We start from the raw sequence: 25,463 nt of genomic DNA, 5'->3' as shown, positions 1-25,463 counted from the left end.
GTCCGCGGTCCGCCCGCCGGAAGCAGGGAGGAAGGTGGCGAAACCTGGGTGCGCCGGGTGCCCCCTTGCCGGATCATGGGCGCCATGTCTGCCAACCCTGAGTCCGCTCTCCCGATCCGGCTCACCGTCGACGACAGCGATTCCCCGTCCGACGTCGTCGACGCGCTGTTCCTCGGCCGCTTCGCGACGGGCGAGCAGCCGTACTCGCACAGCTCCTCCCTCGACCGCGTCAAGGCAGGGGCCACCTTGCTGCCCCCTGCCGCCAAGGTGCTGCGCGCCGCCCGCGACGACGACCGCAGCGCCACGCTCGCCGAGGGCGACGGCTGGACGCTGCTCATCTCGCGGTGGAACCGCGGCGCCGATGTCACGGTCACCGCGACCAGCCCGGAGCTGGCGCAGAAGATCCTCGGCCAGGCGACGGACGGCGCCCAGGACGAACCGGAACCACAGCCCGAGAATGTGACGATGGGCTTCTGGTACGTGTCCCCGCGCCGCGGCCCGTACCGCACCACCCGGCAGATCGCCGCCGGCACGTGGGACGAGGTCCGCAACAACTACACGGCGCCGGTGGCCGATGCCATGGACCGGCTGATGAAGGTCACGCCCGACGACATCGCCGGCCGGCTGCTCCTGCTGCACGGCCCGCCCGGCACCGGCAAGACGTCCGCACTGCGCACACTGGCGCGCTCGTGGCGGGACTGGTGCCAGGTCGACTGCGTGCTCGATCCGGAGCGGCTCTTCAACGACGTCGGCTATCTGATGGACATCGCGATCGGTGAGGACGACGGCACGGCGAAAGGCCGTTGGCGGCTGCTGCTCCTGGAGGACTGCGACGAGTTGATCCGCGGCGAGGCCAAGCACACGGCGGGCCAGGCGCTGTCCCGGCTGCTGAACCTCACCGACGGGCTGCTGGGCCAGGGCCGCAATGTGCTGGTGGGCGTCACCACCAACGAGGACCTGGAGCGGCTCCACCCGGCCGTGGTCAGGCCGGGCCGCTGCCTCGCCAGGATCGAAGTGGGCTCACTGACCCGCAAGGAGGCGGCGGCCTGGCTGGGTACGGAGGAAGGGCTGGGCCGCGAGGGCGCCACGCTCGCCGAGCTGTACGCACTGCGGCGCGGCAGCGGTCCCGCGTCGGTGCCCAAGCAGGATTCCGGCGCGGACGCGGGCCTGTACCTCTGAGCCCGGCGAAACCAAGCCCGTCCGGCGCTCGATGACATCTTTCAAGCCGTCCGGCGTCTGAGGGCGTCCGTCGAGCCCGTCCGGCGTCTGAGTACGCCCTTCAAGCCCGTCCGGTGTTGGAAGACAGGCCGGCGGCCGTCCGGCGCCGGGCTTCGCCCCGCCCCGGCCCCCGGCTCATCGCGCCGCGTACGCCGCCCGCACCGCATCCTCGGCCAGGGACAGCGCCTCGGCCCGGGACAGGCCCAGCCGCCGGGCCTGCTCCGCGTATTCCTGCGCCGCGGCCGCCGCATGCCGGTCCGCCGCATCACCGGCAGCGGCGATGAACGTGCCGTTGCGGCCGCGGGTCTCGATCACCCCGTCGGCCTCCAGCGCCCGGTACGCCTTGGCGACGGTGTTCGCGGCGAGGCCGAGCTCCTCGGCGAAGCCGCGTACGGTCGGAAGTCTGAAGCCGACGGGCAGCGCGCCGGAGCGGGCCAGTTCGGAGATCTGCGTGCGCAGTTGCTCGTACGGGGCGGTACCGGAATCCGGATCAAGGGCGATCTTCAGGGTCACGTGCCGATTGTCCCCCACCGCCGGAAAATCAGCGGCGCCCCGTGCGGGACCACGCGTAACGTCCGGCCCATGACTGTCCTCGTTCGCGACTTCCTGCCCGCCGACGCAGAGGCCTGGGTGCAGGTCCGGCGTGCCGCGCTGCCCTACATGGTGACGACTCCCGAGCAGGTCGCCTTCGATCTGGCCTCCGCCCATCCCGACAAGCGCTACCGGCTGCTGGTCGCCGAGGAGGACGGTGAGGTCATCGGGACCGCACAGGTCGGTCTCGTCCACGACGGCCCCGAACCCGGCCAGGCGTTCTGCAATCCTTACACGCATCCGGACCGCACCGGGCACGGGGCAGGTGGGTTGCTGCTGAACACGGCCGAGGAGTACCTGGCGCGGGAGGGCGCGCTCGCGATCTACACCTGGGTGCTCGACACCCCGTCGAATCGCGGGTTCGCCGAGAAGCGCGGCTATGCGCCGAGCCGCTCGGCGCATTTCCTCCACCTCGATCTGGCGGGTGGCTCACTGCCGCCCCGTCAGGAAATCCCGGCGGACGTCGAGCTGCGTACCGCCGCGGACTTCGCGGACGATCCGCGCCCGCTCTTCGAGGCGGACGCCGAGACCACGGCCGACGAGCCGAGCGACACCCCGGCCGAACTGTCCGACTACGAGGACTGGCTGAATCGGATCTGGCGCCACCCCGGGCTCGACCACGAGTTGACTTCGGTCGTGGTGGCCGACGGGAAGGTGGCGGCGTTCAGCGCGGCGCAGACCGACGGTCTGACCCGCTACATGTCGGGGATGACCGGCACCCGCCGGGCGTACCGCAACCGGGGCCTGGCCAGGCTCGCGAAGAACGACTCGCTGCACCGGGCGCGCGACGCCGGGTACACGGACGCGTACACCGGCAATGACGCGGACAACGGTCCGATGCTGGCGGTCAATCGATGGTTCGGCTACGAGATCTGTGCCACGGAGGTGCGGTATGTCCGCAAGCTCGGCTGAGACCGCGCTGGTGGTCGCCCTGGTGAAGGCCGGGCGGACCAAGATCCGCTACCCGGCGGACGTGGTCCGCGACGACGGCACCCGGGTGACGGTGCGTGCGCCCTGGGCGGCGCCGGGGGTCCGTGACTTCGGCTTCGTACGGTTCGAGCCGGGCGATGTGTTCACCGAGCACTACTGGCGCGACCGCTGGTTCGCAGTGAAGGAGGTCCGTACCGGCGCGGGCGAACTCAAGGGCTGGTACTGCGACATCACCCGCCCCGCCGTGCTGCGCGACGCGGAGCTTCTGGTCGAGGACCTGGATCTCGATCTGTGGGTGTCGGCGGACGGCTCGTCCGTACTCCGGCTGGACGAGGACGAATTCGAGGAGAGCGGTCTCGCCGGACGCGATCCGGCGGCGGCCGATGCGGCCCGCCGGGCGCTGGACGAGCTGGAACACCTGGCCCGGGCGGGGGGCCTCGCGACGCTGCTGGCCTGACCGGCCCACGGCGACCGGCCGGTCCCGCCGCTCTGCTGGAGGCGCCCGCCGAGGCGATCGGCGCCTTCATGGGCGGCATCCGCACCCGCCACGTCGGCACCGAACAATTCCTGCACGGTTGCGGTGCCGACGCCTCGGTGATCGCCACCCGACTGGCGAACCGGTGCTCCATGCCCGTCGATGCATTCGGGGAGAGCATGCCCGCTTTGTACTGAATTTCCGTGAATCCGGTCCGGTTCCGTCGCCGGAACCGGACAACGGACACCCCTGACCCGTCGGAACGCAGTTCCCGTGATGACCAGTTGATCTACAGTGCTCAGGTCAGTTCCCCACCCGGTGACCTGAGAAGGAATCACGGATTATGCCCAGTGAGACGTTCGAGTTTCAGGTGGAAGCGCGCCAGCTTCTGCAGATGATGATCCACTCGATCTACTCGAACAAGGACGTGTTCCTGCGCGAACTCGTCTCCAACGCCTCCGACGCGCTCGACAAGTTGCGGCTCGAAGCACTCCGCGACGACTCGCTCGGCGCGGATGTGTCCGACCTCCACATCGACATCGAGACCGACAAGCAGGCCCGTACGCTGACCGTGCGGGACAACGGCATCGGGATGTCGCACGACGAAGTGGTCCAGCTCATCGGGACCATCGCGAACTCGGGCACGGCGAAGTTCCTGCGGGAGCTCAAGGAGGCCGAGGACAGCGCCGCGGCCGAAGGGCTGATCGGCCAGTTCGGGGTCGGGTTCTACTCCAGCTTCATGGTGGCCGACGAGGTCACGCTGCTCACCCGGCGCGCAGGCGAGAGCCAGGGCACCCGCTGGACGTCGACCGGCGAGGGCACGTACACGATCGAGACCGTCGACGGCGCTCCCCAGGGCACCTCGGTCACACTCCGGCTCAAGCCGGAGGACGCCGATGACCGGCTCTACGACTACACCTCCCCCTGGAAGATCAGGGAGATCGTCAAGCGGTATTCGGACTTCATCACCTGGCCCGTCAGGATGGCCCCGGAGACCGCTGCCGACGACGCCGCGGACTCCGGGGCAGGGGACGACGACGCCCCGCGCGAACCCGAGACCCTCAACTCGATGAAGGCCCTCTGGGCGCGCTCGCGCGACGAGGTCACGGACGACGAGTACCACGAGCTGTACAAGCACATCAGTCACGACTGGATCGCCCCGCTCGAAACCATCCGGCTGCAGGCGGAGGGCACCTTCGAGTACCAGGCGCTTCTCTTCATCCCCTCGCACGCGCCCCAGGACCTGTTCATGCAGGGGTACAAGCGCGGCATCCAGCTCTATGTGAAGCGCGTCTTCATCATGGACGACTGCGAAGCGCTGATGCCGCCGTACCTGCGCTTCGTCAAGGGCGTCGTCGACGCTCAGGACCTGTCGCTCAACGTGTCGCGCGAGATCCTCCAGCAGGACCGCCAGATCCAGTTGATGCACCGGCGTCTGGCGAAGAAGGTGCTGTCGACGGTCAAGGACATGATGTCCGCCGACCCGGAGCGCTACGCCACGTTCTGGCGGGAGTTCGGCCGCGTCCTCAAGGAGGGGCTGCTGAGCGACTTCGAGAACCGCGACGCCATCCTCGGTGTCGCCTCCTTCGCCACGACCCACGACAAGGACGAGCCGACCACTCTGCGGCAGTACGTGGAACGGATGAAGGACGGCCAGGAACACATCTACTACCTCACGGGTGAGTCCCGGCAGGCCATCGAGAACTCCCCGCACATGGAGGCGTTCCGGGCCAAGGGCGTCGAGGTGCTGCTGCTGACCGACCCCGTCGACGAGGTGTGGGTCGAGGCGGAGCCCGAGTTCGACGGCAAGCGGCTGCGGTCCGTCGCCAAGGGCGAGGTCGACCTCGGCACCGAGGAGGAGAAGAAGGAGGCCGCGACCGAGCGCGAGAACCGGCAGCAGGAGTACGCGGATCTGCTCGCCTGGATGACGGACCGGCTCAGCGAGACCGTCAAGGAGGTACGGCTCTCCTCGCGCCTCACCGTCTCGCCCGCCTGCATCGTCTCGGACACGCACGATGTGACGCCGGCCCTGGAGAACATGTACCGCGCCATGGGTCAGCCCGTCCCCCACGTGAAGCGCATCCTCGAACTCAACCCGGAACACCCGCTGGTCAGCGGTCTCAACCGGGCACACGCCGAACGCGGCGAGGATGCCGGCAGCGGCCTGGAGGAGACGGCGGAACTCCTGCACGATCTGGCGCTGCTGGCCGAGGGCGGCGAACTCGGCGACCCGTCGCGCTTCGTCAGACTGATGGCCGACCGCCTTGAGCGCACCCTGTGAGTGAAGGACGCAGGCCCTAGTCCCGGCGCCGCGCCCATACATCGGTGTGCGGCGCCGGGTCCTGAGGCGTCGGGCGGGCTTGCTGGATTCCGGCGACCAGCTCCACCTCGTACCCCGCCGCGTCCTCCAGATAGGCGGCGATGTGCCCGTCCCCGCCCGCGTGCGGGTAACGGTCCGGGAAGAGCGGCCGCCAGCCGTGCTCCGGGGCCCCGGCCACCAGTGCGTCGAGGGTGGCCCGGTCCCGGACGTGGAACGCCAGGTGGTTGAGCCCGGGGCGGCGGCGGTCGTGCGTCCCCCCGGCCAGATCCGGTGACTGCTCGACCACCACATAGCTGTCGCCGCGCCGCCAGCTCCGCCCGTGTTCCCAGCTCTGGTACGGGACATGGCCCAGCGCGCCGAGCAGCCAGCCCCATCCCTGTTCGGCCGCCGGCAGATCGGGCACCCACAGTTCGATGTGGTGCACCCCGCCGGTGCGGGCCCCGCCGGCCGGCAGCGGGACGGCGCGGCGGATCGCGTGCGGCTGGTACGCCACGGTGTCGCCGTCCTCGTGCCAGTGGATCAGGAAGTGCTCCCCCGCGCGGTAGCCGTCGAGTCCCGCCCGGCAGTAGGCGACGATGTCGTCCGGAAGGGCGTCCAGCGGGAACCACGCCAGCTCGGAGCACTTGTCCGGTTCACGGTTGTACGGCGGGCGGCCGGGGTCGTACTCCGCCTCGAAGAACCAGCCGGTCCTGGGACTGCCGCCGGGGCCTCGGTGCTGCATGACCAGCGCGACCCGCAGCTCGTCCGGGCCGAGTTCGACACCGATCTCCTCGGCGGCCTCGCGGATCATCGCCTCACGGACGTCCTCACCGTCCTCGACATGTCCGGACGGGCCGTTGAACAGCCCGTCCGCGTAACCGGTATTGGCCCGTCGGGCGAGCAGGACGTCCGGGCCGCGGCGGAGGATCAGATGCACATCGACGACCTCGGTGTGCCGGTGCGGCGGTTCGGCGCGGGCCACCAGGGCGTAGCGCTCGTCGTCGACCTGCTTGCCCCACAGGGTCGGATCGTCGGAGAGCCGCTCGTGATGGATGCGTTCGGTGAGCTCCGAGAGAAGTCCGGTCAGCCGCTCGGCGGAGAGGCCGACGCCGCCCCAGACACCTTCGATCAGGATCAGCCGGCCGCCGGGCCGCAGCAGGGTGAACCAGTGGCGCAGGACCGCCGCCGGATCAGGCAGCAGAAACACGACATGTCTGGCCATGATCACATCGAACTGCTGCTTTCCGACCGGTGGTTGGGCCGCATCTCCGAGAAACACCCCGGTACCCGTCCCGGCGAGCTTGGCCCGTGCCTGCTCCACCATGCGCGGCGACCGGTCGACGGCGGTGACCCGGTGCCCCTGCCCGGCGACGAGCAGCGCAAGGCTTCCGGTGCCGCATCCCAGGTCGAGCACCTCGGAGCGCTCACCGGGCAGCCAGCTCTCCAGCCGCTGCGCCCAGGCGTGCCGGACCGCCGGGTCGAGCAGCCCGTGGTCGGGCTCCTCGTCGAAGGAGTCGGCTGCGGAATCCCAGTCGATCGTCGTCATGAGCCGATCGTGCCATCCGCCGCTGACAGAGTCGATCAGCCGGCCAGCCGCTTGCGGTAGTGGAAGCGGTCGTACGCGCCGTCCGCACGGCGCTCCACCAGCTCGTACCCGTAGCGCGGGTAGAGCTTCTGGTTCTCCCACATCAGGGCGTTGGTGTAGAGCCGGATCTCGGGGAGGCCGAGGCTGCGGGCGTGCGCGTCCACGTGGGCGAGCAGCCGTCGGCCGACTCCCCGGCCGGCCGCGTCCGGGTGGACGGCGACGGACTCCAGGAAGAGGTGGTCGTCGTGCGGTACGAGGACCAGGACGCCGACGACGTCCAGGACCCCCGTCACGTGCACCCGGCCCGCGGCGACATCCGCCGCGTGGTCCGCCTCCATCGGTGCGGGTACGAGACCGATGCGTTCGATGTAGTGACGGTAGGCGGCGTCGGTGACGGCCCGCACGGCGGGGACGTCGGCCGGGGTGGCGAGGCGGATCTTCTCGGAGGCTTCGGCGGTCATGTACGCACCGTACGGCCGGTTGTTCTTAATCGCTGCTGAGCGGGTCCTTAAGGCGGTCATAACGATCGCCGTCACCGCGCTCAGCAGCCGTTCTCGGAGCCGGGAGCGGCTAGCTTCTCCTCCGCCCGGACGTGAACCACCGAAGGAGAAACGCCACCATGGCCGCCATCAGGACCGCCCGCCGCAAGGCCTCCGCCATTGTCGCTCTCGGTGCGGCGCCTCTCGCGCTGACCGGCCTCGCCGCGGCTCCGGCCGCCGCCCACGGCTCGCTGACGGATCCGGTCAGCCGGGTCTCCGCCTGTTTCGCCGAGGGGCCCGAGCATCCGAAGTCGGCGGCGTGCGTGGCCGCGGTCGCGGCGGGCGGGACGCAGGCGCTGTACGACTGGAACGGTGTCAACATCGCCAACGCGGCAGGAAATCACCGGCAGTTGATCCCGGACGGCAAGCTGTGCAGCGCGGGCAACGACAAGTTCAAGGGGCTCGATCTGCCGCGCGCCGACTGGCCGTCGACGAAAATGGCGACGGGCACGCACACCTTCCGCTTCCGGGCCACCGCACCGCACAAGGGCACCTTCGAGCTGTATCTCACCGAGGCCGGCTACGACCCGACGCAGCCCCTGAAGTGGTCGGACCTGGAGGCCGAGCCCTTCGCCACGGCCACCGATCCGAAGCTGGAGAGCGGGTCGTACGTCTTCGGCGGCACCGTGCCGAAGCGTTCGGGACGGCAGCTGATCTACACCGTCTGGCAGCGTTCGGACTCCCCCGAGGCGTTCTACGCCTGCTCCGATGTGGTGTTCGACGGTGCGAGCGGCAGTGGATCGGTCGGCGCGGTCCCGGCGCCGACGGCGTCCACGCCGACCGAACGGGAGATCGCCCAGGGAGCCGGAAAATCGTCCGTGGAGCACAGCGGCCATGGTGACGACGACACCCGTACGGGCGCGAAGGTCACCGGGGCCGCTCCGGCGGCCGGGTCCGGGGCCGGTCCGTCCGAGGCGAACGCGCCCGGGCCGGACAGCGCCTCCACCCCCGCCCCGGCGGGCGCGAACCTCGCCGAGACGGGTGGCGACGGCAGTACCCGTTACCTGGCCATCGGCGGTGCGGCCGCGCTTGCCGTGGGTTCGGCCGCACTGTTCGCCTCGGTCCGCCGCCGGGCCGCCGCCGCGACCCGACACGGCCACTGAGCACCGGAGCGAGCCCGGGTCCTAGCCGATGACCGAGGCGCAGGTGGTCGGGGTGGCGTGCGCCGGGTCCAGGGCGTTCGCCACCTCGTGGTAGGCGATCCGGTCCACGGTCCCGATCGCCACATGCTCGGACAGGTCGACCGGGCACAGGTCCTGGAGCAGCACGTTGTGTACGTTCGGTCCGTCCAGGTACTGCGTGCGGTACGGGGTCACGACCTCGTCGTACCTGGTCGCGATGACCGTGTACCGCACCCCGGGCACGGTGTCGCCGCCCGCGTTGAGCTTGGTGATGAACGGGGATCCGGCCATCTGGTCGGCGAGGCCGGGGGTGTTGGCGTTCAGCAGGTCCTCGGCGCCCGGGAAGTACGGCAGCAGTTTCGTCAGGCCGAGGAGGGTGGTGCCGTGATTGTCGGGCGCCAGCCCGATCAGGGCGTTCACCTTGGCGGCGCCGCCGAGGAACTTCAGGTAGTAGTTGGGCATCATGCCGCCCTGGGAGTGGCCGACGATGTCGGCCTTCGGCGCTCCGGTGGAGGCCAGCACCCGGTCGACGAACGTGGCGAGCTGACCGGCCGACTTGTCGATCGGGCCGAGGCCGTTGAAGAACGGCACGCCGGGCAGTTGCCCGTAGTCGAGCGAGTAGACGCAGTAGCCCCGGTTCACGAGGTAGGGGGCGAGGACCAGCCAGTTGTCGATCGAGTTCCCGAAGGTTCCGTGGACCAGGACGACGGGACGGGGATGGGCTGCGGAGGGCTTGCAGGAGTAGTCGTTCCAGCCACGGGAGGTGGCTGTGGCGACGGTGGGGGTGGCTGCAGCTGCAGTGGCCGTGGGGGTGGCGACTGCGGCGACGGCGAGGAGCAGTGCGGCGAGGGTTCTCCGCGCACGTGGGGTGCGCGGCGCACGGGTCCGGGGCAGCATCGTGTGGTCTCCTTGCGGCTCAAGGGAGTTGCGATGTCTGTGCGCCCTGCGGCCCGGACCACAAGTTCTGACTGCTGAATTTCCTATGTGCTCATGTCAAATTACGGGCGAGTAGGGTGGCGTGGGAAGTTACGCGTCGGTAAAAACTGATGAGTCATCAACCATGCGACGTCAAGGGGCCGATCAGGCCGCGAGCCGCCCCGGCATCACGGCCTGCGGGCCGAACCTGGCCCGCAGCCGGTCCGCCACCGCCTCGATCCGGCGTGCCCGTTCGTCCACCGGGTCGAACGACAGCTGGTGCGCGGCCCGTTCGGCTTCCATCAGCCCCTCCGCGCGCAGCGCGATCCCCCGCACCCGGGCCCGCTGCAGAGCGAACGAGTCATGGATCCGGTACGCGAGTTCGGTGAGCGCCGCGGAGTGTGCGGTGGGCTCCCGGAGCGTACGACTGCGGGTCAGCGTCGAGTATCCGGTCCGGTCGGCATAGCGCACGGAGACCGAGAGCCCCCTGCACACCTGTCCGTCCCCGCGCATCCTGGCCCCCAGCTCCTCGGTGAGCGACATGAGCGCGCGGCGCTGTCGCTCCCGGTCCAGCTCGTCGCGCGGGAAGGACCGTTCGGCGGCGATCGACCGCGCGGCTGCGCCCGGCACGACTGTCGTACGGTCGATGCCGCGCGCCCGCTCCCACAGTTCACGTCCGGTCCGTACGCCGGTGATCCGTTGCAGGGTGCCGAGCGGGGCCGCAGCGATCCGGCCGACGGAGTCGAGCCCGTACCCGCACAGGGTGCGGGCCGTCGCTGCCCCCACACCGTCCAGCGCGGCGGCCGGCTTGGCCGCGAGGAACTCCGCTCCCCCGCCCGCGGGGACCACGAAGGTCGTTCCGGGCGCGGCCTGCCGTGCCGCCATCCGGGCCAGCATCGGGTTCTGCGCGGCCCCGATCGCGCAGTCCACGCCGTGCAGGGCGAGCGCACGGATCCGGATCACCGCGGCCAGCCCCTTCACGTCCCGCCCGAAGTAGCGCAGCGCGCCGCGCACATCGGCGAGCGCCCCGTCGGGCGGGACCGCCTCGACCGCCGGGGTGAACGCGCCGAGAAGGGCGAGCAGCCCCTCATGGCCGGCGCTGTCCGGGAGGCCGCCGCCGACCTTGCGGAATCGCAGATACAGGATTCCCGGCGCATCATGTGCAGTGCTCATCCCGCGCTCCCCGGACTCCGGTGCCACAACTTCCTTCCGGTGGCGACGCCTTCGCCGGGCGGCTGGAGGTCGGACCAGGGGTTCATCTCGTACCCGGTGGACATCCGGATGCGACGGCCGTTGTCGGTGGGAGCAGGCTCGGGAGCCTCGGGGGCGCTCTCCTCGGACGAGGGTTCCTCCGCCAGCCGGGCCGCGACCGCGTCGAGTCCGCCGGTACGCCGCAGCTCGGCCAGTTCCGCCAGATTCCAGGCGGCCGCACCGACCACACTCAGGCTCTGCGGTCCGCGTCGCTGCACCACTCCGCGTACCAGCAGCAGCCAGGAATGGAAAACGGTGTGCGCGCATGCGGCATGGCTGTCGTCGAAGAAGGCCAGGTCGACCAGGCCCGTACCGTCGTCCAGGGTGGTGAAGATGACCCGGCGGCCGGAGCGGACCGGCGGTGTCTGGGTGGCCGCCTTGGCGCCCGCGACCAGCACGGTATCCCCGTGCCGTGCCTCGCGCAGCCGCTTGGCGGAGACCGCGCCGAGCTCCTTCAGGAACGCATGGTGGTCGCCCATCAGATGACGGGAGACATCCATGCTCAGGACGCCGAGCTCGGCACTGAGGCGTTCGGCCTCGTTGAGGTCGGGCAGGCCGATGGAGCCGGTCCTGCGCCCCTCGCCGAGCGGGAGCTGCGCGCCACCGGAGCCGGACCGCGCCCCGGTACCCCGCTGGGCACGGTGCAGTTCGGACAGATGCAGCAGCAGATCACGCCGGTTGGCACCGAACGCGTCCAACGCGCCGACCTGGGCCAGCCGTTCAGCGGCCGGCTTTCCCGGCCTGGCCCGCTGCCAGAAGTCCAGCAGCGAGGTGAAGGGCTGCCCGGCCTCGATCCGGGCGACCTCGGCCCCACTGATGCCATGGACGTCCGAGAGCGCGAGCCGTACCCCCCAGACCTCCCTCCCCTTCCCATCATCAGACACCAGTTCGATTCGATGGGCGGCCGCCGACCGGTTCACATCCAGCCCCAGCACCGGCACCCCGCGCCGCCGCGCGTCCGCGAGCAGCAGCCGCTTCGGATACATCCCCGGGTCATGGGTGAGCAGCCCGGCGTAGAAGGCCGCAGGGTGATGCGCCTTGAGCCACGCCGACTGGTAGGTCGGTACGGCGAAGGCGACCGCGTGCGCCTTGCAGAAGCCGTAACTGCCGAACGCCTCGATGATCTCCCAGGTGCGGGTGATCACTTCGGCGCTGTACTTCTTCGCCGCCGCCTGCTGCGCGAACCACACCTTGATCCGGCCCTGCACCCCCGGGTCGGAGAGCCCACGCCGCACCCGGTCGGCCTCGTCCCGGCCGCAGCCGGTCATGATGTCGACCATCTCGATGATCTGCTCATGGAAGACGACCACTCCGTACGTCTCGCGCAGCGGCCCTTCCAGGTCGGGATGCGGACAGCGCACGGGCGCCCGGCCGTGCCGGGCCTCGATGAACGGCCGCACCATGTCGGCGGCGACCGGTCCCGGCCGGAACAGCGAGATGTCGACCACCAGATCGTGGAAGGTGGCGGGCTGGAGCCTGCCGACCAGGTCGCGCTGGCCCGGCGACTCGATCTGGAAGCAGCCCAGCGTCTCGGCACTCCTGATCAGCCGGTACGTCTCCGGGTCGCCCGGCAAAACGGCGTCCAGGTCCACATCCTGCCCCGAGGCCCTCTTGACCTCCGTGACCGCGTGCGCCATCGCCGACTGCATCCGCACGCCCAGCACATCGAGCTTGAGCAGCCCGAGATCCTCCACGTCCTCCTTGTCGAACTGCGCCATCGGGAAGCCATCGCCGCTGGTGGGCATGACAGGCGTACGGCGCAGCAGCGTGGCATCCGAGAGGAGGACCCCGCACGGGTGCATGGCGATACCGCGCGGCAGGCCGTCCAGCGCCTCCACCAGTTCCCAGAGCCGCCCGTACTTCTCCTTCTCCGCCGCGACAGCCCGCAGTTCGGGCAGCTCTTCCATGGCCGCGCGGGCATCACGGGCCCGGATGTGCGGGAATGCCTTGGCGAGCCGGTCGGTCTCGGCCGGGTTCATGGACAGTGCCGCGCCGACGTCCCGGATGGCGTGGCGCACCCGGTAGGTCTCGGGCATGGCGACGGTCGCGACCCGCTCGGTGCCGAAGCGGCCGATGATCGCGCGGTAGACGTCGAGGCGGCGGGCCGATTCGACGTCGATGTCGATGTCGGGCAGCACGAAGCGGCGCTTGGAGAGGAAGCGTTCCATCAGCAGCCCGTGCTCGACCGGGTCGGCGTGCGCGATCCCTAGGAGATGGTTGACCAGGGAGCCCGCGCCGGAGCCCCGGGCAGCAACCCGTACCTTCATCGCCCTTACATCATCAACGACTTGAGCAACCGTCAGAAAATAGGAGGCGAAACCGTGGTAGGCGATGATGTCCAGCTCCTGGTGCATCCGCTCCCAGTAGTCGCGCCTGCGGTCATAGCCGCGCAGCACCATTCCGGCGGCGGCGCGGGAGGCCAGTACCCGCTGGACGGTGCGCCGGCCGGCGCCGACGAGATGTGGTTCGGGGAAGTGGACGGCGCCGAGGCCGAGGTCGCCCTCGGGGTCGACGACGCAGGCGTCGGCGGTGCGCCGGGTCTCTGCGAGCAGCCGGGCTCCGCCGTCCCGGCCGAGCCCGGCGGCGGAGGCGATCCGCTCGGCGGTCTCCGCCATCGCACGGGCATCCTTCAGCCAGCGCTCATCACTGTCGAGCGGGGCGCGGCGGGGGTCGACGGGGACCAGCCTGCGGGCCGCGTCGAGCACATCGGCGACCGGGCCCTGCCCGGGGTCGGCGTACCGGACGGCATTGGTCAGCACGGCCCGCACCCCCTGCTCGGCGGCGAAGCCGACGGTACGGGCGGCGAGCCGCAGCGATCCGGGTCCGGCGCCTTGGCGTCCGTGGTGGACGGCTTCGAGGCACAGGTCGTCGCCGTAGATCTCCCGCCAAGGGGCGAGCAGTGCCGCGGCCCGGTCCGGACGACCGGCGGCCAGCGCCCTGCCGACGTCGGAGGCGGGGCCGAGCAGCACGGTGAGCCCTTCGGCGGGCAGCTCGGACCGGCCGACCAGGGGCTGTCCGGCACCGGCGGGCGCGGGGGCGTGGGCGGCGGTGACGAGACGGCACAACTCCGCCCAGCCCTGCGCACCGTCCCGGGCGAGGAAGGTGACCCGGAGTGCGGATTCATCGACAAAGGCACCGCCGCGGACCGGGGTCCGCAGCCGATGCGTACGTCCGCCTTCTCCCGTATGCTCCGCCGCCGCAGGATCCACCGCGAGCTCCACCCCGAAGAGCGGCCGCACCCCGGCCCTCTCGCAGGCCTTGGCGAAGCGGACCGCACCCGCGAGCGTGTCGCGATCGGTCAGCGCGAGAGCGTCCATCCCCCGCTCCGCGGCGCGCTCCGCCAATCGCTCCGGGTGCGAGGCCCCGTACCGCAGGGAGAACCCGGAAACGGTATGCAGATGCGTGAACCCTGGCATCTGCACCTCCTGGACCGATCCGCACTCACCACCCCTCGCCTTCCACCATAGACCAAATTTCGAACATTCGTACGATACTCGGAGCGCGGGACATGCACCCCGGCCCCGGACCGGCGGTCCGGTCATCCATTCGACCCGGTCCCACCTGCACGAACAGCCGACGCCCCGGACCGTGGGGGCATGACTCGGTCGACCCAGCGCTACGCGTGGGGCATCTGGGGTGGCATCGCGTCGCTGGCTCCCGGTCAGTACGTGCTGGAGATCAAAGCCAGGGCCACGAGCGGTTTCTGGGTCGACACGACCTACCACCTGGAGTCGAAGGCTTCCTGATCCGGACCACTGCGCGAGTGGTCCGGCACGGGGCGGGGAGCGGTGGTCGGGCGCTGAGCTCCGGCCGTGGAGGTGATGACCCTGGACAGGGCTACCGGCGCCCACCTCCACCCCCGTGGCTCGCCGAGAACATCGCTTCCGTCCGGACCCGTCCCGGTGCAGGCGTCGCGAACGTGCAGCCCCAGCGGCTCGCACGGGCGTCGATACAGGAGAAGGCCGCTCCACGCCTCAAAGGCATCTTTTCCCGAAGACTTCGTCAGGAGTTCACTTCTCGGCTGCCCTCAAGCGCCGGGCGACAACTCGTCCGGTTATCACCTGCACCACCACCGCCGGTGCACCAAAGTGCCTGCTCACAGCACTGTCACTGACATGCCATACGATGCGCACACCTGTTCACAACCCTTCCGTTTGAGGATGCCTACGTCATGTCTCCCGGTGTCACGTCCCGTTCCCTGCGCGGTATATCCGCTGTCGTAGCCCTGATCTCGGTCGGAGCGGTGGGATGCTCCGAAGCCCTCGACAGCGCAGAGGCCGGCGCCAAGAAAGTGGTTCGCCAGCGGTCGGTCTTCTCGCTCGCGACCGGCGACTGCTACAACGCGAACAACGGGACATCCAAGGGCGAGGAGTTCAGCGTCGAGGTCGTGCCGTGCAAGGAACCGCACAAGGGCCAGGTCGTCGGTGACTTCAAGATCGACGGGCAGTCGGCGTACCCCGGCGAGGACAAAACCGCACAGATCGCCGACGAACGATGCCCGGTCGAGGCGCAGAAGTTCACCCCCGACGCCTGGGCCCTGCCCAAGGGCGTCGACGTCTACTACTACTCCCCCACCAAGGAGAGCTGGGCGACGGGCGATCGGGCCGTGAGCTGCACGTACACCAAGGAAGCGGGCACATTCTCCGGTTCGTTGAAGAGCAAGCCCCTGAACGCCGACCAGCTCGCGTACCTGAAGGGTTCGAACGCCGTCTACGAGGCCCTGTGGACGAACCAGCCCGAAGCAGAGCATGTCGAGGACGACTTCGCCGGCTACAAGAAGCAGGCCAAAGCCGTCACCGCCGCGCTCGGCACCCACCTCACGGCCCTGAAGGGCATTCAGCAGCCGGAGACCGCCAAGCTCCATGCACGGCTGACGGAGACCGCCGGTGCGTGGGAGAAGGCCGCCTCGGCCGGTGACACGGACGCCTTCTACCTCGCCTACGACCGGGCCTTCGCCGGCATCGACCCGGGCAGGACGATCGCCGCCCGCAAGGAGCTGAAGCTCGCCACCACCGTCCCGGCCGACGAAGCCGAGGTCTGGGCTGGCTGACCCCGTCGGATCACGCCGACGGCCGGGCCCCTGCCGGACGGCGAGGACACCGCCGGATCCCGCACGCCGGCCTGCGTAGGGCCTTCGGTCCCGGCATCCTGGCTTCGGTCAAGTGCCGGGACCGAAGAACAGCCCCGGAGCCTGAGCAGAGATGGATCTCCTGAGCCTGACAATCCTCCGGGCGGAGCTACAGCGGATCGGATGGCGGCGACTGCGTGGAAGTGGCTGTCGGCCCCGGTGCGGTGCACGTACGGGACTCGAAGGTCGCGGGCGGCGGACCGGTGCTGCGGGTCGGCCGGGGCGAGTGGGCGGCGTTCGTGACGCTCGCTCGGGGGGTGACGCCGACGAGATCGCGCCCCCGAACGCCCCCACGGTTTCCCAACGCACCGTCCCGTTAAGTGCTCTGATGGTCCATCATCGAATCGGCGGGAGAAGCCGGGCACGCGGTGCCCGCACCATACGGAGGAGGCACGGAGTGCGTAATCGGGTGCGCGCAACGGACGGGCGGCATCTGGTGGTGGAGCGTCTCGGGGATCCCCGCGGCAGACCGGTCTTCCTGCTGCACGGAATGCCCGGCAGCAGGCTCGGTCCGGCTCCGCGCGGCATGGTGCTGTACCAGCGCAAGACACAGCTGATCACCTATGACCGGCCGGGCTATGGCGACTCCGACCGGCTGCCGGGCCGCTGTGTCGCCGATGTCGTTCAGGACGTACGGGCCATCGCGGACCACCTCGGTCTTGAGCGGTTCGCCGTGGTGGGTCGATCCGGTGGCGCCCCGCATGCCCTGGCCTGCGCCGCGCTGATGCCCGAGCGGGTCACCCGTACCGCCGCACTGGTCGGGCTGGCCCCCTGGGGCGCCGACGGCCTCGACTGGTTCGACGGGATGGCCGCCTCCAATGTGCTTGCGTACTCCACCGCGGCGGCCGATCCGGACGGGCTCGCCGAGTCGTTCATCTCGCGGTCCGCGGCGATCAGGAAGAACCCGGTCAGGCTCATCGACGATCTGCGCCGGGAGCTGACCGACTCCGACCGGATGGTGGTCAACGACGCCGGGGTCCGCACCATGCTGCTGCGCAACTACCGTGAGGGGCTGCGCACTTCGGCATGGGGCTGGATCGACGACGCGATCGCGTTCAGCCGTCCGTGGGGGTTCGACCCTGCGGACATCCCGGGTCCGGTGATGCTGTGGCACGGCGAGAAGGACGTGTTCTCGCCGGTGGGCCACTCCCGCTGGCTGGCCGAGCGCATCCCGAACTCCACCGTCGTGGTGGAACCGGCGGCCGCACACTTCGATGCGCTGCACGTCCTGCCCACGATCCTCAACTGGCTGCTGGAGCCGGCTGCCTGCTGAGGAACAGCCCCGGGAGGGACAGGAAGAGACAGGGAGCGTCCGGCGGCGGCCGGACGCTCCCTCGGCTCATACCGCCGTCGGTTCCAGTTCGCGCTCGAACCGGCGCTCGTCCCGGGCGATCCGGGTCATCGGGTGGTCGTCACCGAGCTGTCGCGACAGCTCCTCGACCGTCTCCGCTCTCAGCCGCATCGCCTCGTCCTTGCGCCCCATCGCATCGAGCGTGACCGCCGTGTTCGACATCATGGCCAGGGTCTCCGGGTGGTGCGCCCCGAGGACATGCCTGAGCTGTCCGGCCACCTTCCGTTCGGTCTCCAGCACGATGTCGAGATCGCCCCGTTCGGCCGTCGCATTGGCCAGGTTCATCACGCAGAACAGGGTGTTGGGGTGCTCCGGCCCGTACACCTCCCGCATCGACGCGACCACCCGGGTCAGCACCTGTTCCGACTCCTCGACCGCACCGGCCCCCAGCAGGTAGACACCGAGGTTGTTCAGGGCGGCCAGGGTGTACGGGTGCTTCTCCCCCGGCACCTTCATGTACTGGTCGACGACCTCCTGCGCGGTGTCCCTGGCCTCGGCCGGCTCGCCCGCCGCGAACAGGTCGGCCGCCAGATTGAGGTCACAGGCCAGCCACTCCGGGTTGGCGGAGGTGTACTTGGCCCGGTACCGGGCACGGGTGGCCACCGTGAGCCTGCGGGCGTCCTCCAGTCTGCCCGCCCGGCGCAGCGACACCGCCAGGCTCTTCGCCGCGCTCAGCGTGCCGGGGAAGGACCGGCCGAGTGTGGCCTTGTAACTGTCGTACGTGCGGCTGAGGATGCCGACCGCGTCCTCGTACCGCCCGACATCACGCAGGTCACGGGCGAGGTTCATGGCCGAGGAGAGGCTGTACGGGTGTTCCGCGCCGAGCACCTCGACTCGCCGGTCGAAGACGTCCTGATCGATCTCCCTGGCCTTGGCGTACTGCCCGATGGACCGCAGGGTGAACGCCAGGTTGTTGGCCGCTGCCAGGGTCCTGGGATGCGAATCGTGGAAGATCTGGTTGAACCCGTCGGTGGCCTCGGTCGCCAGCTCGATCGCCATGGTGTACTCGCCGAGCGTGCCGAGGTCCGTCGCCAGACTGCTGGTGCTCATGTACGTGTGCGGATGCTCCGGTCCCAGGACCTCCCGCTGCGTCGCCAGGGTGATCTCGTCGAGCTCCTTCGCCTCCACATAACGGCCGCGCGAGCGGTAGATGTTGGCGAGGTGGAAGCAGAGGTAGAGGTACTGGATGTCCCGCTCCCCCAGCGTCTCCTTCCAGATGGCCCGCAGCTCCTCGCCGAGGGCGCCCGCGGTCCTGAAGTCACCTCGCTTCCAGAGATAGCGGACCCGGTCGATCAACAGCCTGCGGGCCTCGGGCTCCTTGCAGTTGCGGGCGTCGGACGGGACGAGGTGCGGCCAGAGAGTGGCGAACTGCGGCCAGGTCGAGGGGTTGTCGATCGGCTCGTCCTCATCGGGCCGGGCACCCGCCAGAATGCGGTGGACGGCATGCCGGGCGTCGCGCTGCTCCTCCTCGCTGAGCTGTGCCCGGATGACGGCCTGGACGAGACGGTGCACCTGGATGGAGTTGGAGACCTGGTCGACCTTGGCGAGGGCGAACCGGCCGATCTCCCGGATGACTCGGCCCAGCACGAGCTTCTCCTGGAGCGAGGCGTCGTACGGCTTCAGCGCCTCGATCATCTCCTTGCTGTACAGGAGGTTCCCCGAGATCGGCTCGGGGGCGAAGAAGGCACAGAGCTGGAGCAGCCGCACCGCGGCGGGCGAGCGCTCCTTGAGCCGTTCGATGGAGATGTTCCAGGTCGCTGCGACCGGCTGCGGGTAGCCGGCCGGCTGGTTGAGCGCCAGGACCTCGGGGGCCTGCTGCGCCAGCTGTTCCAGATAGGTGTCGATCGGGGTGGCGGTCTCCGCGATCCAGGCCGCCGCCTGTTCGACGGCGAGCGGCAGGTCACCGACTGCGGTGGCCACCTGGGCGGCGTCCTCGTCGCTCAGCCCCGGGGCCCGGCGCTGGAGGTGCTCGATGGACTCCTCGCGCAGGAAGACGTCGACGGGCAGTGCGTCGCCGTGCTGGGACCAGGCCTGGTTCCGGGAGGTGACCAGGATGTGTCCGGAGCCGCCCTGCGGGAAGTAGCGCCTGAGCCGTTCTGGGTCGTCGGCGTTGTCGAAGACCAGTAGCCAGCGGTCCGAGGGCACGCCGCGCCGCAGCAGGTCCACGGCTTCCTGGGAGGCGGCCGCCATGTCGTCGCCGCCCTGGGCACCGAGCCGGACGGCGAGCTCGGCGAGCCCGGCCACCACGTCGTCGGTCTGCTCGGACGATATCCACCAGACCAGGTCGTAGTCGGCCATAAAACGGTGCACGTACTCCAGGGCGACCTGGGTCTTGCCGACGCCGCCGAGTCCGTACAGGGTCTGCGGCTGCGGCAGCACGACGGCCATGCCACCGCCGAGCTGGTCGCGCATCCGCTCCAGGACCAGGGAGCGGCCGGTGAAGCCGGGGTTGCGCGGCGGCGCGTTCCAGATCCTGGGGACGGTACCGGGGAAGCGGGGTCCGGGCGACACACTGTCGGTGAGCTGTACGGGCCGGTCCAGGGCGCGCAACAGGGCGGCGGTGGCATGGACCTCGTCGAGCCGGAAGAGATCGACGGGGTTGCGGTCGATGTAGGGCGCGGACAGCCGTACGTCACCGACCCTGAGCGGCAGCAGATGGCGCCGGCCACCGCCGGGGTCCTCCGCCACGGCGCGCTCCCAGAGGTTCACCGCACGCTGCGACTTGAGGTAGGCGCTGGAGAGCAGCACCACGGTACGGGCTGCGTTCTCCGCAGCGGCGGCCGCCGGTTCCGGGTTCTCCCGCTCGGCGGACACATCGCGCGGTACGACGCGGAACCCGGCCCGGGTGAGCACGGATTCGATCCAGTCGGCCCACATCCGGTTCTCCGCCACATAGCTGAGGAAGAGATCGGCGGGCAGCGCGGGCCTGCGCCGGGTGAACGCGTCGCGGATGCGCAGCCGTACCTCTTCGCCGACCGGCGGCATCGAGGTGATCTGCTGGTCGGTGATGACGGAGGTGAGCCGTTCGAAGGCGGAGAGCAGTGAGTTGGTGAGACCGGCCTCGTCGCCGAAGGTCGCGAGGGTCTCCTCGTAGGCGTAGTAGGGGCGGTACGGAATCTCCACCGCGCCCCAGTAGGCGGTGAGTTCGTCCCCGGACAGATCGCGCGGCAGCCGGTCGAACTTCAGCCGGGCCAGCGCCCGTCCGGCATCGGCCTTCTCCTTCTCGCCCTCGTCGATGCGCATCGGGACGGGGAAGATGGAGATGGGGCGGCCGGTGTAGCGCTCGGAGATCTGCCGGGCGACGGAGGCGGCGCCGTCTATGGACTGGTCGCTGAGGGTGAAGCAGTCGACGAGGACGTCGGGCAGATGGACGGTGCAGATGTCGGCGATGTCGCTGAGACCGGTCCGGCTGTCGATGAGGACGTAGTCGTAGTTGGCCTTCATGTCGTCGCGCAGGGCGTCGAAGAAGTGGCCGCCGCCGAGCCGGTCGTAGAAGTTGTCCCAGTCGAAGGTGGAGACGGTCGCGGAGTATTCGCGGTTCTGCCGCCCGGCGGAGACGAAGTCGAGGGTGCCGCCGTGCGGGAACTCCCAGCCGAGCGCCTCGGGTGTGAGGGACACGGCGTGCGGCTGGATACGGGCGTAGTCGCGGTGCCAGTCGTCGGCGCGCTGGACGGGGCTGGTCGCGGCCCACGCGTACTCGGTGATCAGATCGATGACACCGGTGGTGGCACCGAGTGTCGACGGGTCGAGGAACGGGTGGAAGAACCGGTGGAGCCCCGGTGCCTCCAGGTCCCAGTCGAGGGCCAGTACCCGTTTTCCGTTGGCGGCGAGTATCCAGGCGGTGTTGGCCAGAGCCATGGTGCGCCCGGTGCCGCCCTTGTACGAGTAGAAAGTGACGATGCGCCCGTCACGACTGGCCGTCATCCGTGTCCTCCGCATCCGTCGCAGGGTCGTGTGTCTCGGGGGTGTAGTACGTCTGCGCCATCGGCCCCATCAACCGTGTCCGTTCGGTGTGCCCGCCGCCGGTGGCGGGTGGGTAGACCGCCGCATGTCTCAGGTACTGCTGGGCCGCCACCTCGACCACCTGCGGAAGGATCTGCCCGAAGGCCTCCATGCTGGGTACGCCCTTGGCGGCGACGCGGCAGTAGGCCCGCCCCTGGCGCATCTTGGTCGGCATGGTCTGTTCGAGCTTCTCGGTCAGTTCGGCCTCGGCCGCCCTGCTCTCGTGGTCCTCGCGGTTCCACGGCACGACCATCGTCACCCAGGGGCGGTTCTCGGCGTCGAAGGCGGCGAGCCGCCGGCGCCGGTCCTCGTCCTGCAGGGCCCAGCGGTCGACGAGCAGGATCTCCGGTCGGCTGGGCGGCTGTTTGCCCTCCGGGTGCCCGGACTCCTCGTCGAAGGAGGAGATGGTGGCCTGGTAGTTGAGGGAGCGCACCAGGTCCTCGGCGACATAGGCCAGGGGACGAGCGGCGGCCGGGTGGTAGGGATTCCAGTCCTGCGGGTTGTCGCCGTAGTACTCGGCGTTGCGTCCCTCGGGCAGGTCGTGCCGGGTCGGGGCGGCGATGGTCACCTGCATGGGGCGGGGGCCGCCGACTCCGCTGTTCGGCGGGCCGAAGGCACTGGGCGCCAGCCGGTAGTCGACGGGGCGGCCGGTGCCGATCCGTATGGTGTCCGCGACGTTGACGATGCGCTTGGCGAGTTCGTACACCGCGCGCTCGTACTCCTCGGCGAAGAGCCTGAGTTTGATCAGTCCGTAGAGTCCGTCGCTGACGTAACGGTCCCCGAAGTCGCGGTGGTTGAACTGTAATCGCTCGGCGGGGCCCGGGAGTTGGCTCGGTGGTACCGGCACCCAGAGCGCCGGGACGATCGCCTCGGCCGGCTGATTGGAGCGGGCCCGGTAGTGAATGGCGCGCTGGGCGAAGGCGTACCACTCCTTGCCGCACATCTCGCTGGCGAAGTAGCGCGGCGAGAACAGCGGAACGAACACCCGGCAGGTGGCGAGCACTTCGCCGAGCCGCTCCGACCAGCCCTCGCCGGAGCGTATCTCGCGGTCGATGAACCCGGCGGGCGCGCCCGCGGGCAGATCGGTCATGGCCATCACATGGCCGCAGAGATCCTGGAAGAGCCGCTCGACCCACATGTCGGGGTCCGTTCCACCGCCGTACCCCGGTGTATGTGCATAACTCAAGAAGAAGTACGGCCGATGGTCCGCCGCTCGCTGCTGCGTTGTTGCGTGCACACGACCCCCGTCCTGTGTGAGCACCCGCACCCGAGGATTGAAGTGAATGCGAGCGAATTCATCATTCCGGAGCGGACGTTGCTCCACCCCCATGGCGTTCGGTCATTCAACGCCAGTTTTCAGTCATACGTTCCCAGGTTCAGCCGATCATTCCTTGATCGAATTCGGTCTGCGTCCGTTCCTCCCAGTTGTCCTGTGCGTACCGACGGCCCCGACTAAACCGGAATGCGAGCCTCAGATCTCTTTTCGCATCTGATCCAGCAGCTGTTTTCCACTGATGGTCAGCTCGGCGGCACCCTCCAGAGTATCGAGGGCCTGCGGTACGCCCTCCAGATAGCTCGGCTCGAAAGCCCCCAACGCCATCCGCTCATAGGTGTCGGCCAGCAACCGGGAAAACGGAACTGGTTCTTCCTGCCAGGGCATCCGATGTTCCCAGGAGCCGTCTGCCGCGTAAAGATCCGTGACATCGCCAAGCGCCCGCAATTCGGCCCGCCGGAAGCCCCGCAGCAGCGCGAACGCCAACTCCTCCGCGCTGCCGTCCGGGGAGATCCCCAGAGCGCCGTATCCGTGCTGCCCGACGGCGGGCTCCGCCGGCGCCAGACGGGTCAGCGGTGTGAGGGTGGTGAGGCGGCCCGCCATCTCCCCGGTACGCCCGGGCGCCTTCGTCTCGATCAGCGTCCATGCCTCGCCCATCCTGGCCTCCAGGTCGGCGGCGGCCCGGTCGTCGAGGGCGTCCGCGGCGGGCGCGGAGAAGCATTTGCGGTACGGGTCGAGGTCGTCGAGCACGAGACCGGGCGCCGAACCGGGCGTCGCGAACCGGCGCAACGGCCGCCAGCCGGGACCGGCCGCCTCCGGCCGTACGACCCGTAGCTCGGCCGCGTCGCTCCCTTCCCGCCGGACCAGAAAGCCGTCCTCGGTTGCCCGCACCAGTGCTGTGCCGTGCTCCCCCGCATCCGCGATCCGCAACTCGCCGAGACCGGGCAGGAAGATCCTGCCGCCCGAGAAGGTCACCCGTACGGGCAGATCGAGGCCGCCCCGCACGGCGGCGGCCGCGAGATACACCGGCATCCGATGCGCCACCTGCACGACCCCGGGCCGCTCCTGGGCCAGCTCCATCGCGTGCAGCAGCCAGCTGCGGGTATAGGGGTGGGCCAGCACCTCGTCCAGACCGCGGGCCCCTTCCTCGGACGCGTCGATGGTGGCGGCCAGTTCCCAGACGGACTCCCACCGCTCGCCGCCGCGCCGTCCGATGTCGGCGTTAAGCCGGGCGAGCAGGGTGCGGGTGAGGTCCTGCTGGGCGGCGAGCAGCTCGACGGGCTCGACCACCGCGGGTGCGACAAGGGCCGCTGCGCTGCGCGCCTCGATGCCGCGCACCAGGGCCTCCAGATCGGCGCAGTACACGGACGGGTTGTCGAATACGCCGGACGGCCCCGTGGAGCGGTACCGGTGGGTGTAGAGGCCGCCTCCGCACGAACGTACGACCGGGCATCGGCGGCAGGTCTCGCTGACACCGGCCAGTCCGAGCTGGCGGGCCCGCACCCCGGGGTGGGCCGCGACCTCGTCGAAGGTGTGGGTGAAGACGTCGAATCCGGTGGCCGCCGCGCCTTCGTAGGCGCTCTTGAGCGAGTCGACCTGCTCCAGCTGGCCGTCGGTCTCGACGACGACGAGGTCGGTGGGGGCGAGCCCCAGGGACTCGGTGAGGCTGGGGCCGCCGCTCAGCGTGGACAGCACCGAGGAGAAGAGCCGTACCGGCACCGTGCGCCCCTGCTCCTGCCAGCGGTCGAAGACCGCGAGGAGCCAGTCGGCGTAGGCGGTGGGTGAGCCGTCCGGACGGGGCGGCGGCTCGTCCCAGGTGGCGTGCGGAAGCAGGAAGTCGATGAGCGGCGGGTCGAGCTCGGCGAGAGCGTCGAGGACCGCGCGCGGGTCGTTCTCGATGTCGACGGTGCACAGGAGCCCGAGGTTGAGATGGCGGTAGCGCTCCTGCTGGAGCAGCTCGACGGCCTTGAGAACCAGGGGGTGGCTGCTGCGTCCGTCGGCATAGCGGCGGTGCCGGTCGTTGGCGGCCCGGTCGCCGTCCAGGGAGATGCCGACCTTGACGTCGAACTCGTCGAAGAGGTCGAGATAGCGCGGGCTGAGCTGGAGTCCGTTGGTATGGATACGGAGGTCGAGCTCCGCGATGCCTTCGAAGGCGGAGGTGAGCTCTTCGCAGACGCGCCGCAATCGGGCGGGGCCCGCCAGTAGAGGCTCCCCTCCGTGCAGGATCACTGACACGGAGGGCAGTGCATGTGTCTTGGCATGCTCGGCCAAGCGTTGAGCAGTCCGGAAGATGACATCATCAGAGATTGTTTTCGGCCGGGTTCGCCAGCTCTGATCTGCATGTTCATAGACATAGCAATGGTCACAGGCAAGATCGCACCTGCTGTGAACCTTGAGAACGACTTCGCGGAAAGGGACCAGGGGTCCTGTCATTCCACCAGTCTAGCCAGCCCGAAGGGGTGGTCGGGGCATTGGTTCCCGGTGCCGAGGCGTCGATTCAGAGTGCCGAGTTGAAGGTCGATGCCTGGGTGGGGCGACCGGCTGACGCGGCATGCACACGACCGAGCTTCCGGGCAGCAGCAGCGCCGCGGACATCGATCTCGGCGAGCGGCACACGGTTCTTCTTCGCAACAGCGAAGGAGAGAGAGGATTCAGAGGTCTTCACGGCCGTCCTTGAGGGGGTTTGTTCCGATGGAATGGTTCCAGACAGGAATGCAGCAACGGTATCTGCACCATTGCAGTGTCTGGCGGCACGACTTTACTCTCATGGCTTCGGTTGGCAACT

At 69.7% G+C, this 25,463-nt stretch carries 19 protein-coding genes and 1 pseudogene; 10 read left to right on the top strand and 10 right to left on the bottom strand.

Annotated features, from left to right (window positions below):
• Window positions 1-84 precede the first annotated feature (84 nt).
• A complete protein-coding gene (locus ACFVYE_RS05420) occupies window positions 85-1,179 on the top strand; it encodes a DUF5925 domain-containing protein (protein WP_383958833.1) in 1,095 nt (364 codons plus the stop codon).
• 174 nt (window positions 1,180-1,353) lie between these two features.
• Here the strand turns inward: ACFVYE_RS05420 and ACFVYE_RS05415 are convergent, their stop codons facing one another.
• On the bottom strand, window positions 1,354-1,731 hold the full coding sequence (locus ACFVYE_RS05415; RefSeq protein ID WP_266362696.1) for a GntR family transcriptional regulator: 378 nt from the start codon (window positions 1,729-1,731) through the stop codon (window positions 1,354-1,356).
• A gap of 69 nt (window positions 1,732-1,800) precedes the next feature.
• On the opposite strand from ACFVYE_RS05415, the gene ACFVYE_RS05410 reads away from it, so the two are divergent.
• The 4 genes from ACFVYE_RS05410 (at window position 1,801) to htpG (ending at window position 5,495) form a co-directional block, all read left to right on the top strand.
• Window positions 1,801-2,721 (top strand): GNAT family N-acetyltransferase, encoded by a 921-nt coding sequence (locus ACFVYE_RS05410; protein WP_383958836.1) that lies wholly within the window; start codon window positions 1,801-1,803, stop codon window positions 2,719-2,721.
• Window positions 2,702-3,196 (top strand): DUF402 domain-containing protein, encoded by a 495-nt coding sequence (locus ACFVYE_RS05405; protein ID WP_383958838.1) that lies wholly within the window; start codon window positions 2,702-2,704, stop codon window positions 3,194-3,196. Before ACFVYE_RS05410 ends, ACFVYE_RS05405 begins: the two co-directional genes overlap by 20 nt.
• A gap of 68 nt (window positions 3,197-3,264) precedes the next feature.
• Window positions 3,265-3,411, top strand: a complete 147-nt coding sequence (locus ACFVYE_RS05400) for a hypothetical protein (RefSeq protein WP_389604194.1) — start codon at window positions 3,265-3,267, stop codon at window positions 3,409-3,411.
• A 146-nt stretch (window positions 3,412-3,557) separates the two neighbouring features.
• Window positions 3,558-5,495, top strand: coding sequence for a molecular chaperone HtpG (gene htpG / locus ACFVYE_RS05395; protein ID WP_383958840.1), 1,938 nt, complete (start codon window positions 3,558-3,560; stop codon window positions 5,493-5,495).
• A 16-nt stretch (window positions 5,496-5,511) separates the two neighbouring features.
• Here htpG and ACFVYE_RS05390 read toward each other — a convergent pair whose 3' ends face one another.
• Window positions 5,512-7,059, bottom strand: a complete 1,548-nt coding sequence (locus tag ACFVYE_RS05390; RefSeq protein WP_389604192.1) for a trifunctional class I SAM-dependent methyltransferase/NUDIX hydrolase/VOC family protein — start codon at window positions 7,057-7,059, stop codon at window positions 5,512-5,514.
• A 35-nt stretch (window positions 7,060-7,094) separates the two neighbouring features.
• Window positions 7,095-7,559, bottom strand: coding sequence for a GNAT family N-acetyltransferase (locus tag ACFVYE_RS05385; protein ID WP_389604190.1), 465 nt, complete (start codon window positions 7,557-7,559; stop codon window positions 7,095-7,097).
• Between the two features lie 158 nt (window positions 7,560-7,717).
• On the opposite strand from ACFVYE_RS05385, the gene ACFVYE_RS05380 reads away from it, so the two are divergent.
• On the top strand, window positions 7,718-8,740 hold the full coding sequence (locus tag ACFVYE_RS05380) for a lytic polysaccharide monooxygenase (RefSeq protein WP_389604188.1): 1,023 nt from the start codon (window positions 7,718-7,720) through the stop codon (window positions 8,738-8,740).
• Window positions 8,741-8,761: 21 nt separating this feature from the next.
• On the opposite strand, the gene ACFVYE_RS05375 is transcribed toward ACFVYE_RS05380, so the two are convergent.
• The 3 genes from ACFVYE_RS05375 to ACFVYE_RS05365 all read right to left on the bottom strand — a co-directional run bounded on the left by ACFVYE_RS05375 (window position 8,762) and on the right by ACFVYE_RS05365 (window position 14,340).
• Window positions 8,762-9,655: an esterase/lipase family protein gene (locus ACFVYE_RS05375; RefSeq protein ID WP_383958848.1), complete on the bottom strand. Its 894-nt coding sequence runs from the start codon at window positions 9,653-9,655 to the stop codon at window positions 8,762-8,764.
• Between the two features lie 183 nt (window positions 9,656-9,838).
• On the bottom strand, window positions 9,839-10,846 hold the full coding sequence (locus ACFVYE_RS05370) for a hypothetical protein (protein WP_389604186.1): 1,008 nt from the start codon (window positions 10,844-10,846) through the stop codon (window positions 9,839-9,841).
• Window positions 10,843-14,340: a DNA polymerase III subunit alpha gene (locus tag ACFVYE_RS05365; protein ID WP_389604184.1), complete on the bottom strand. Its 3,498-nt coding sequence runs from the start codon at window positions 14,338-14,340 to the stop codon at window positions 10,843-10,845. Before ACFVYE_RS05365 ends, ACFVYE_RS05370 begins: the two co-directional genes overlap by 4 nt.
• 180 nt (window positions 14,341-14,520) lie before the next feature.
• Here ACFVYE_RS05365 and ACFVYE_RS05360 point away from each other — a divergent pair, with 180 nt between their 5' ends.
• The 4 genes and pseudogenes from ACFVYE_RS05360 (at window position 14,521) to ACFVYE_RS05345 (ending at window position 17,325) form a co-directional block, all read left to right on the top strand.
• Window positions 14,521-14,670, top strand: coding sequence for a hypothetical protein (locus tag ACFVYE_RS05360; RefSeq protein ID WP_389604182.1), 150 nt, complete (start codon window positions 14,521-14,523; stop codon window positions 14,668-14,670).
• Between the two features lie 425 nt (window positions 14,671-15,095).
• Complete coding sequence (locus ACFVYE_RS05355) at window positions 15,096-15,974, top strand: septum formation family protein (RefSeq protein ID WP_383958855.1); 879 nt, start codon at window positions 15,096-15,098, stop codon at window positions 15,972-15,974.
• Between the two features lie 185 nt (window positions 15,975-16,159).
• Window positions 16,160-16,372: pseudogene (locus ACFVYE_RS05350) on the top strand (DUF397 domain-containing protein); the annotation flags it as partial.
• Window positions 16,373-16,449: 77 nt separating this feature from the next.
• Window positions 16,450-17,325: an alpha/beta fold hydrolase gene (locus ACFVYE_RS05345; RefSeq protein WP_389604179.1), complete on the top strand. Its 876-nt coding sequence runs from the start codon at window positions 16,450-16,452 to the stop codon at window positions 17,323-17,325.
• Window positions 17,326-17,391: 66 nt separating this feature from the next.
• On the opposite strand, the gene fxsT is transcribed toward ACFVYE_RS05345, so the two are convergent.
• The 4 genes from fxsT to fxsA all read right to left on the bottom strand — a co-directional run bounded on the left by fxsT (window position 17,392) and on the right by fxsA (window position 25,343).
• Window positions 17,392-21,327, bottom strand: a complete 3,936-nt coding sequence (fxsT, locus tag ACFVYE_RS05340) for an FxSxx-COOH system tetratricopeptide repeat protein (RefSeq protein ID WP_383958859.1) — start codon at window positions 21,325-21,327, stop codon at window positions 17,392-17,394.
• Entirely contained in the window at window positions 21,311-22,666 is a 1,356-nt protein-coding gene (gene fsxC, locus ACFVYE_RS05335; RefSeq protein ID WP_383958894.1) for an FxsC protein, read from the bottom strand. Before fsxC ends, fxsT begins: the two co-directional genes overlap by 17 nt.
• 210 nt (window positions 22,667-22,876) lie before the next feature.
• The gene (gene fxsBH / locus ACFVYE_RS05330; RefSeq protein WP_389604177.1) at window positions 22,877-25,111 is read right to left on the bottom strand and encodes a radical SAM/SPASM protein FxsBH, inactivated beta-hydroxylase extension form; all 2,235 of its coding nucleotides are present in this window, start codon (window positions 25,109-25,111) and stop codon (window positions 22,877-22,879) included.
• Between the two features lie 64 nt (window positions 25,112-25,175).
• On the bottom strand, window positions 25,176-25,343 hold the full coding sequence (gene fxsA, locus ACFVYE_RS05325) for an FxSxx-COOH cyclophane-containing RiPP peptide (protein ID WP_383958863.1): 168 nt from the start codon (window positions 25,341-25,343) through the stop codon (window positions 25,176-25,178).
• Between the last annotated feature and the right edge of the window lie 120 nt (window positions 25,344-25,463).

This window comes from Streptomyces sp. NPDC058239 (assembly GCF_042882185.1).
GTDB lineage: Bacteria > Actinomycetota > Actinomycetes > Streptomycetales > Streptomycetaceae > Streptomyces.
Note: the sequence above shows the minus strand (reverse complement) of the source record. Positions and strands in the feature narration are given on the sequence as shown.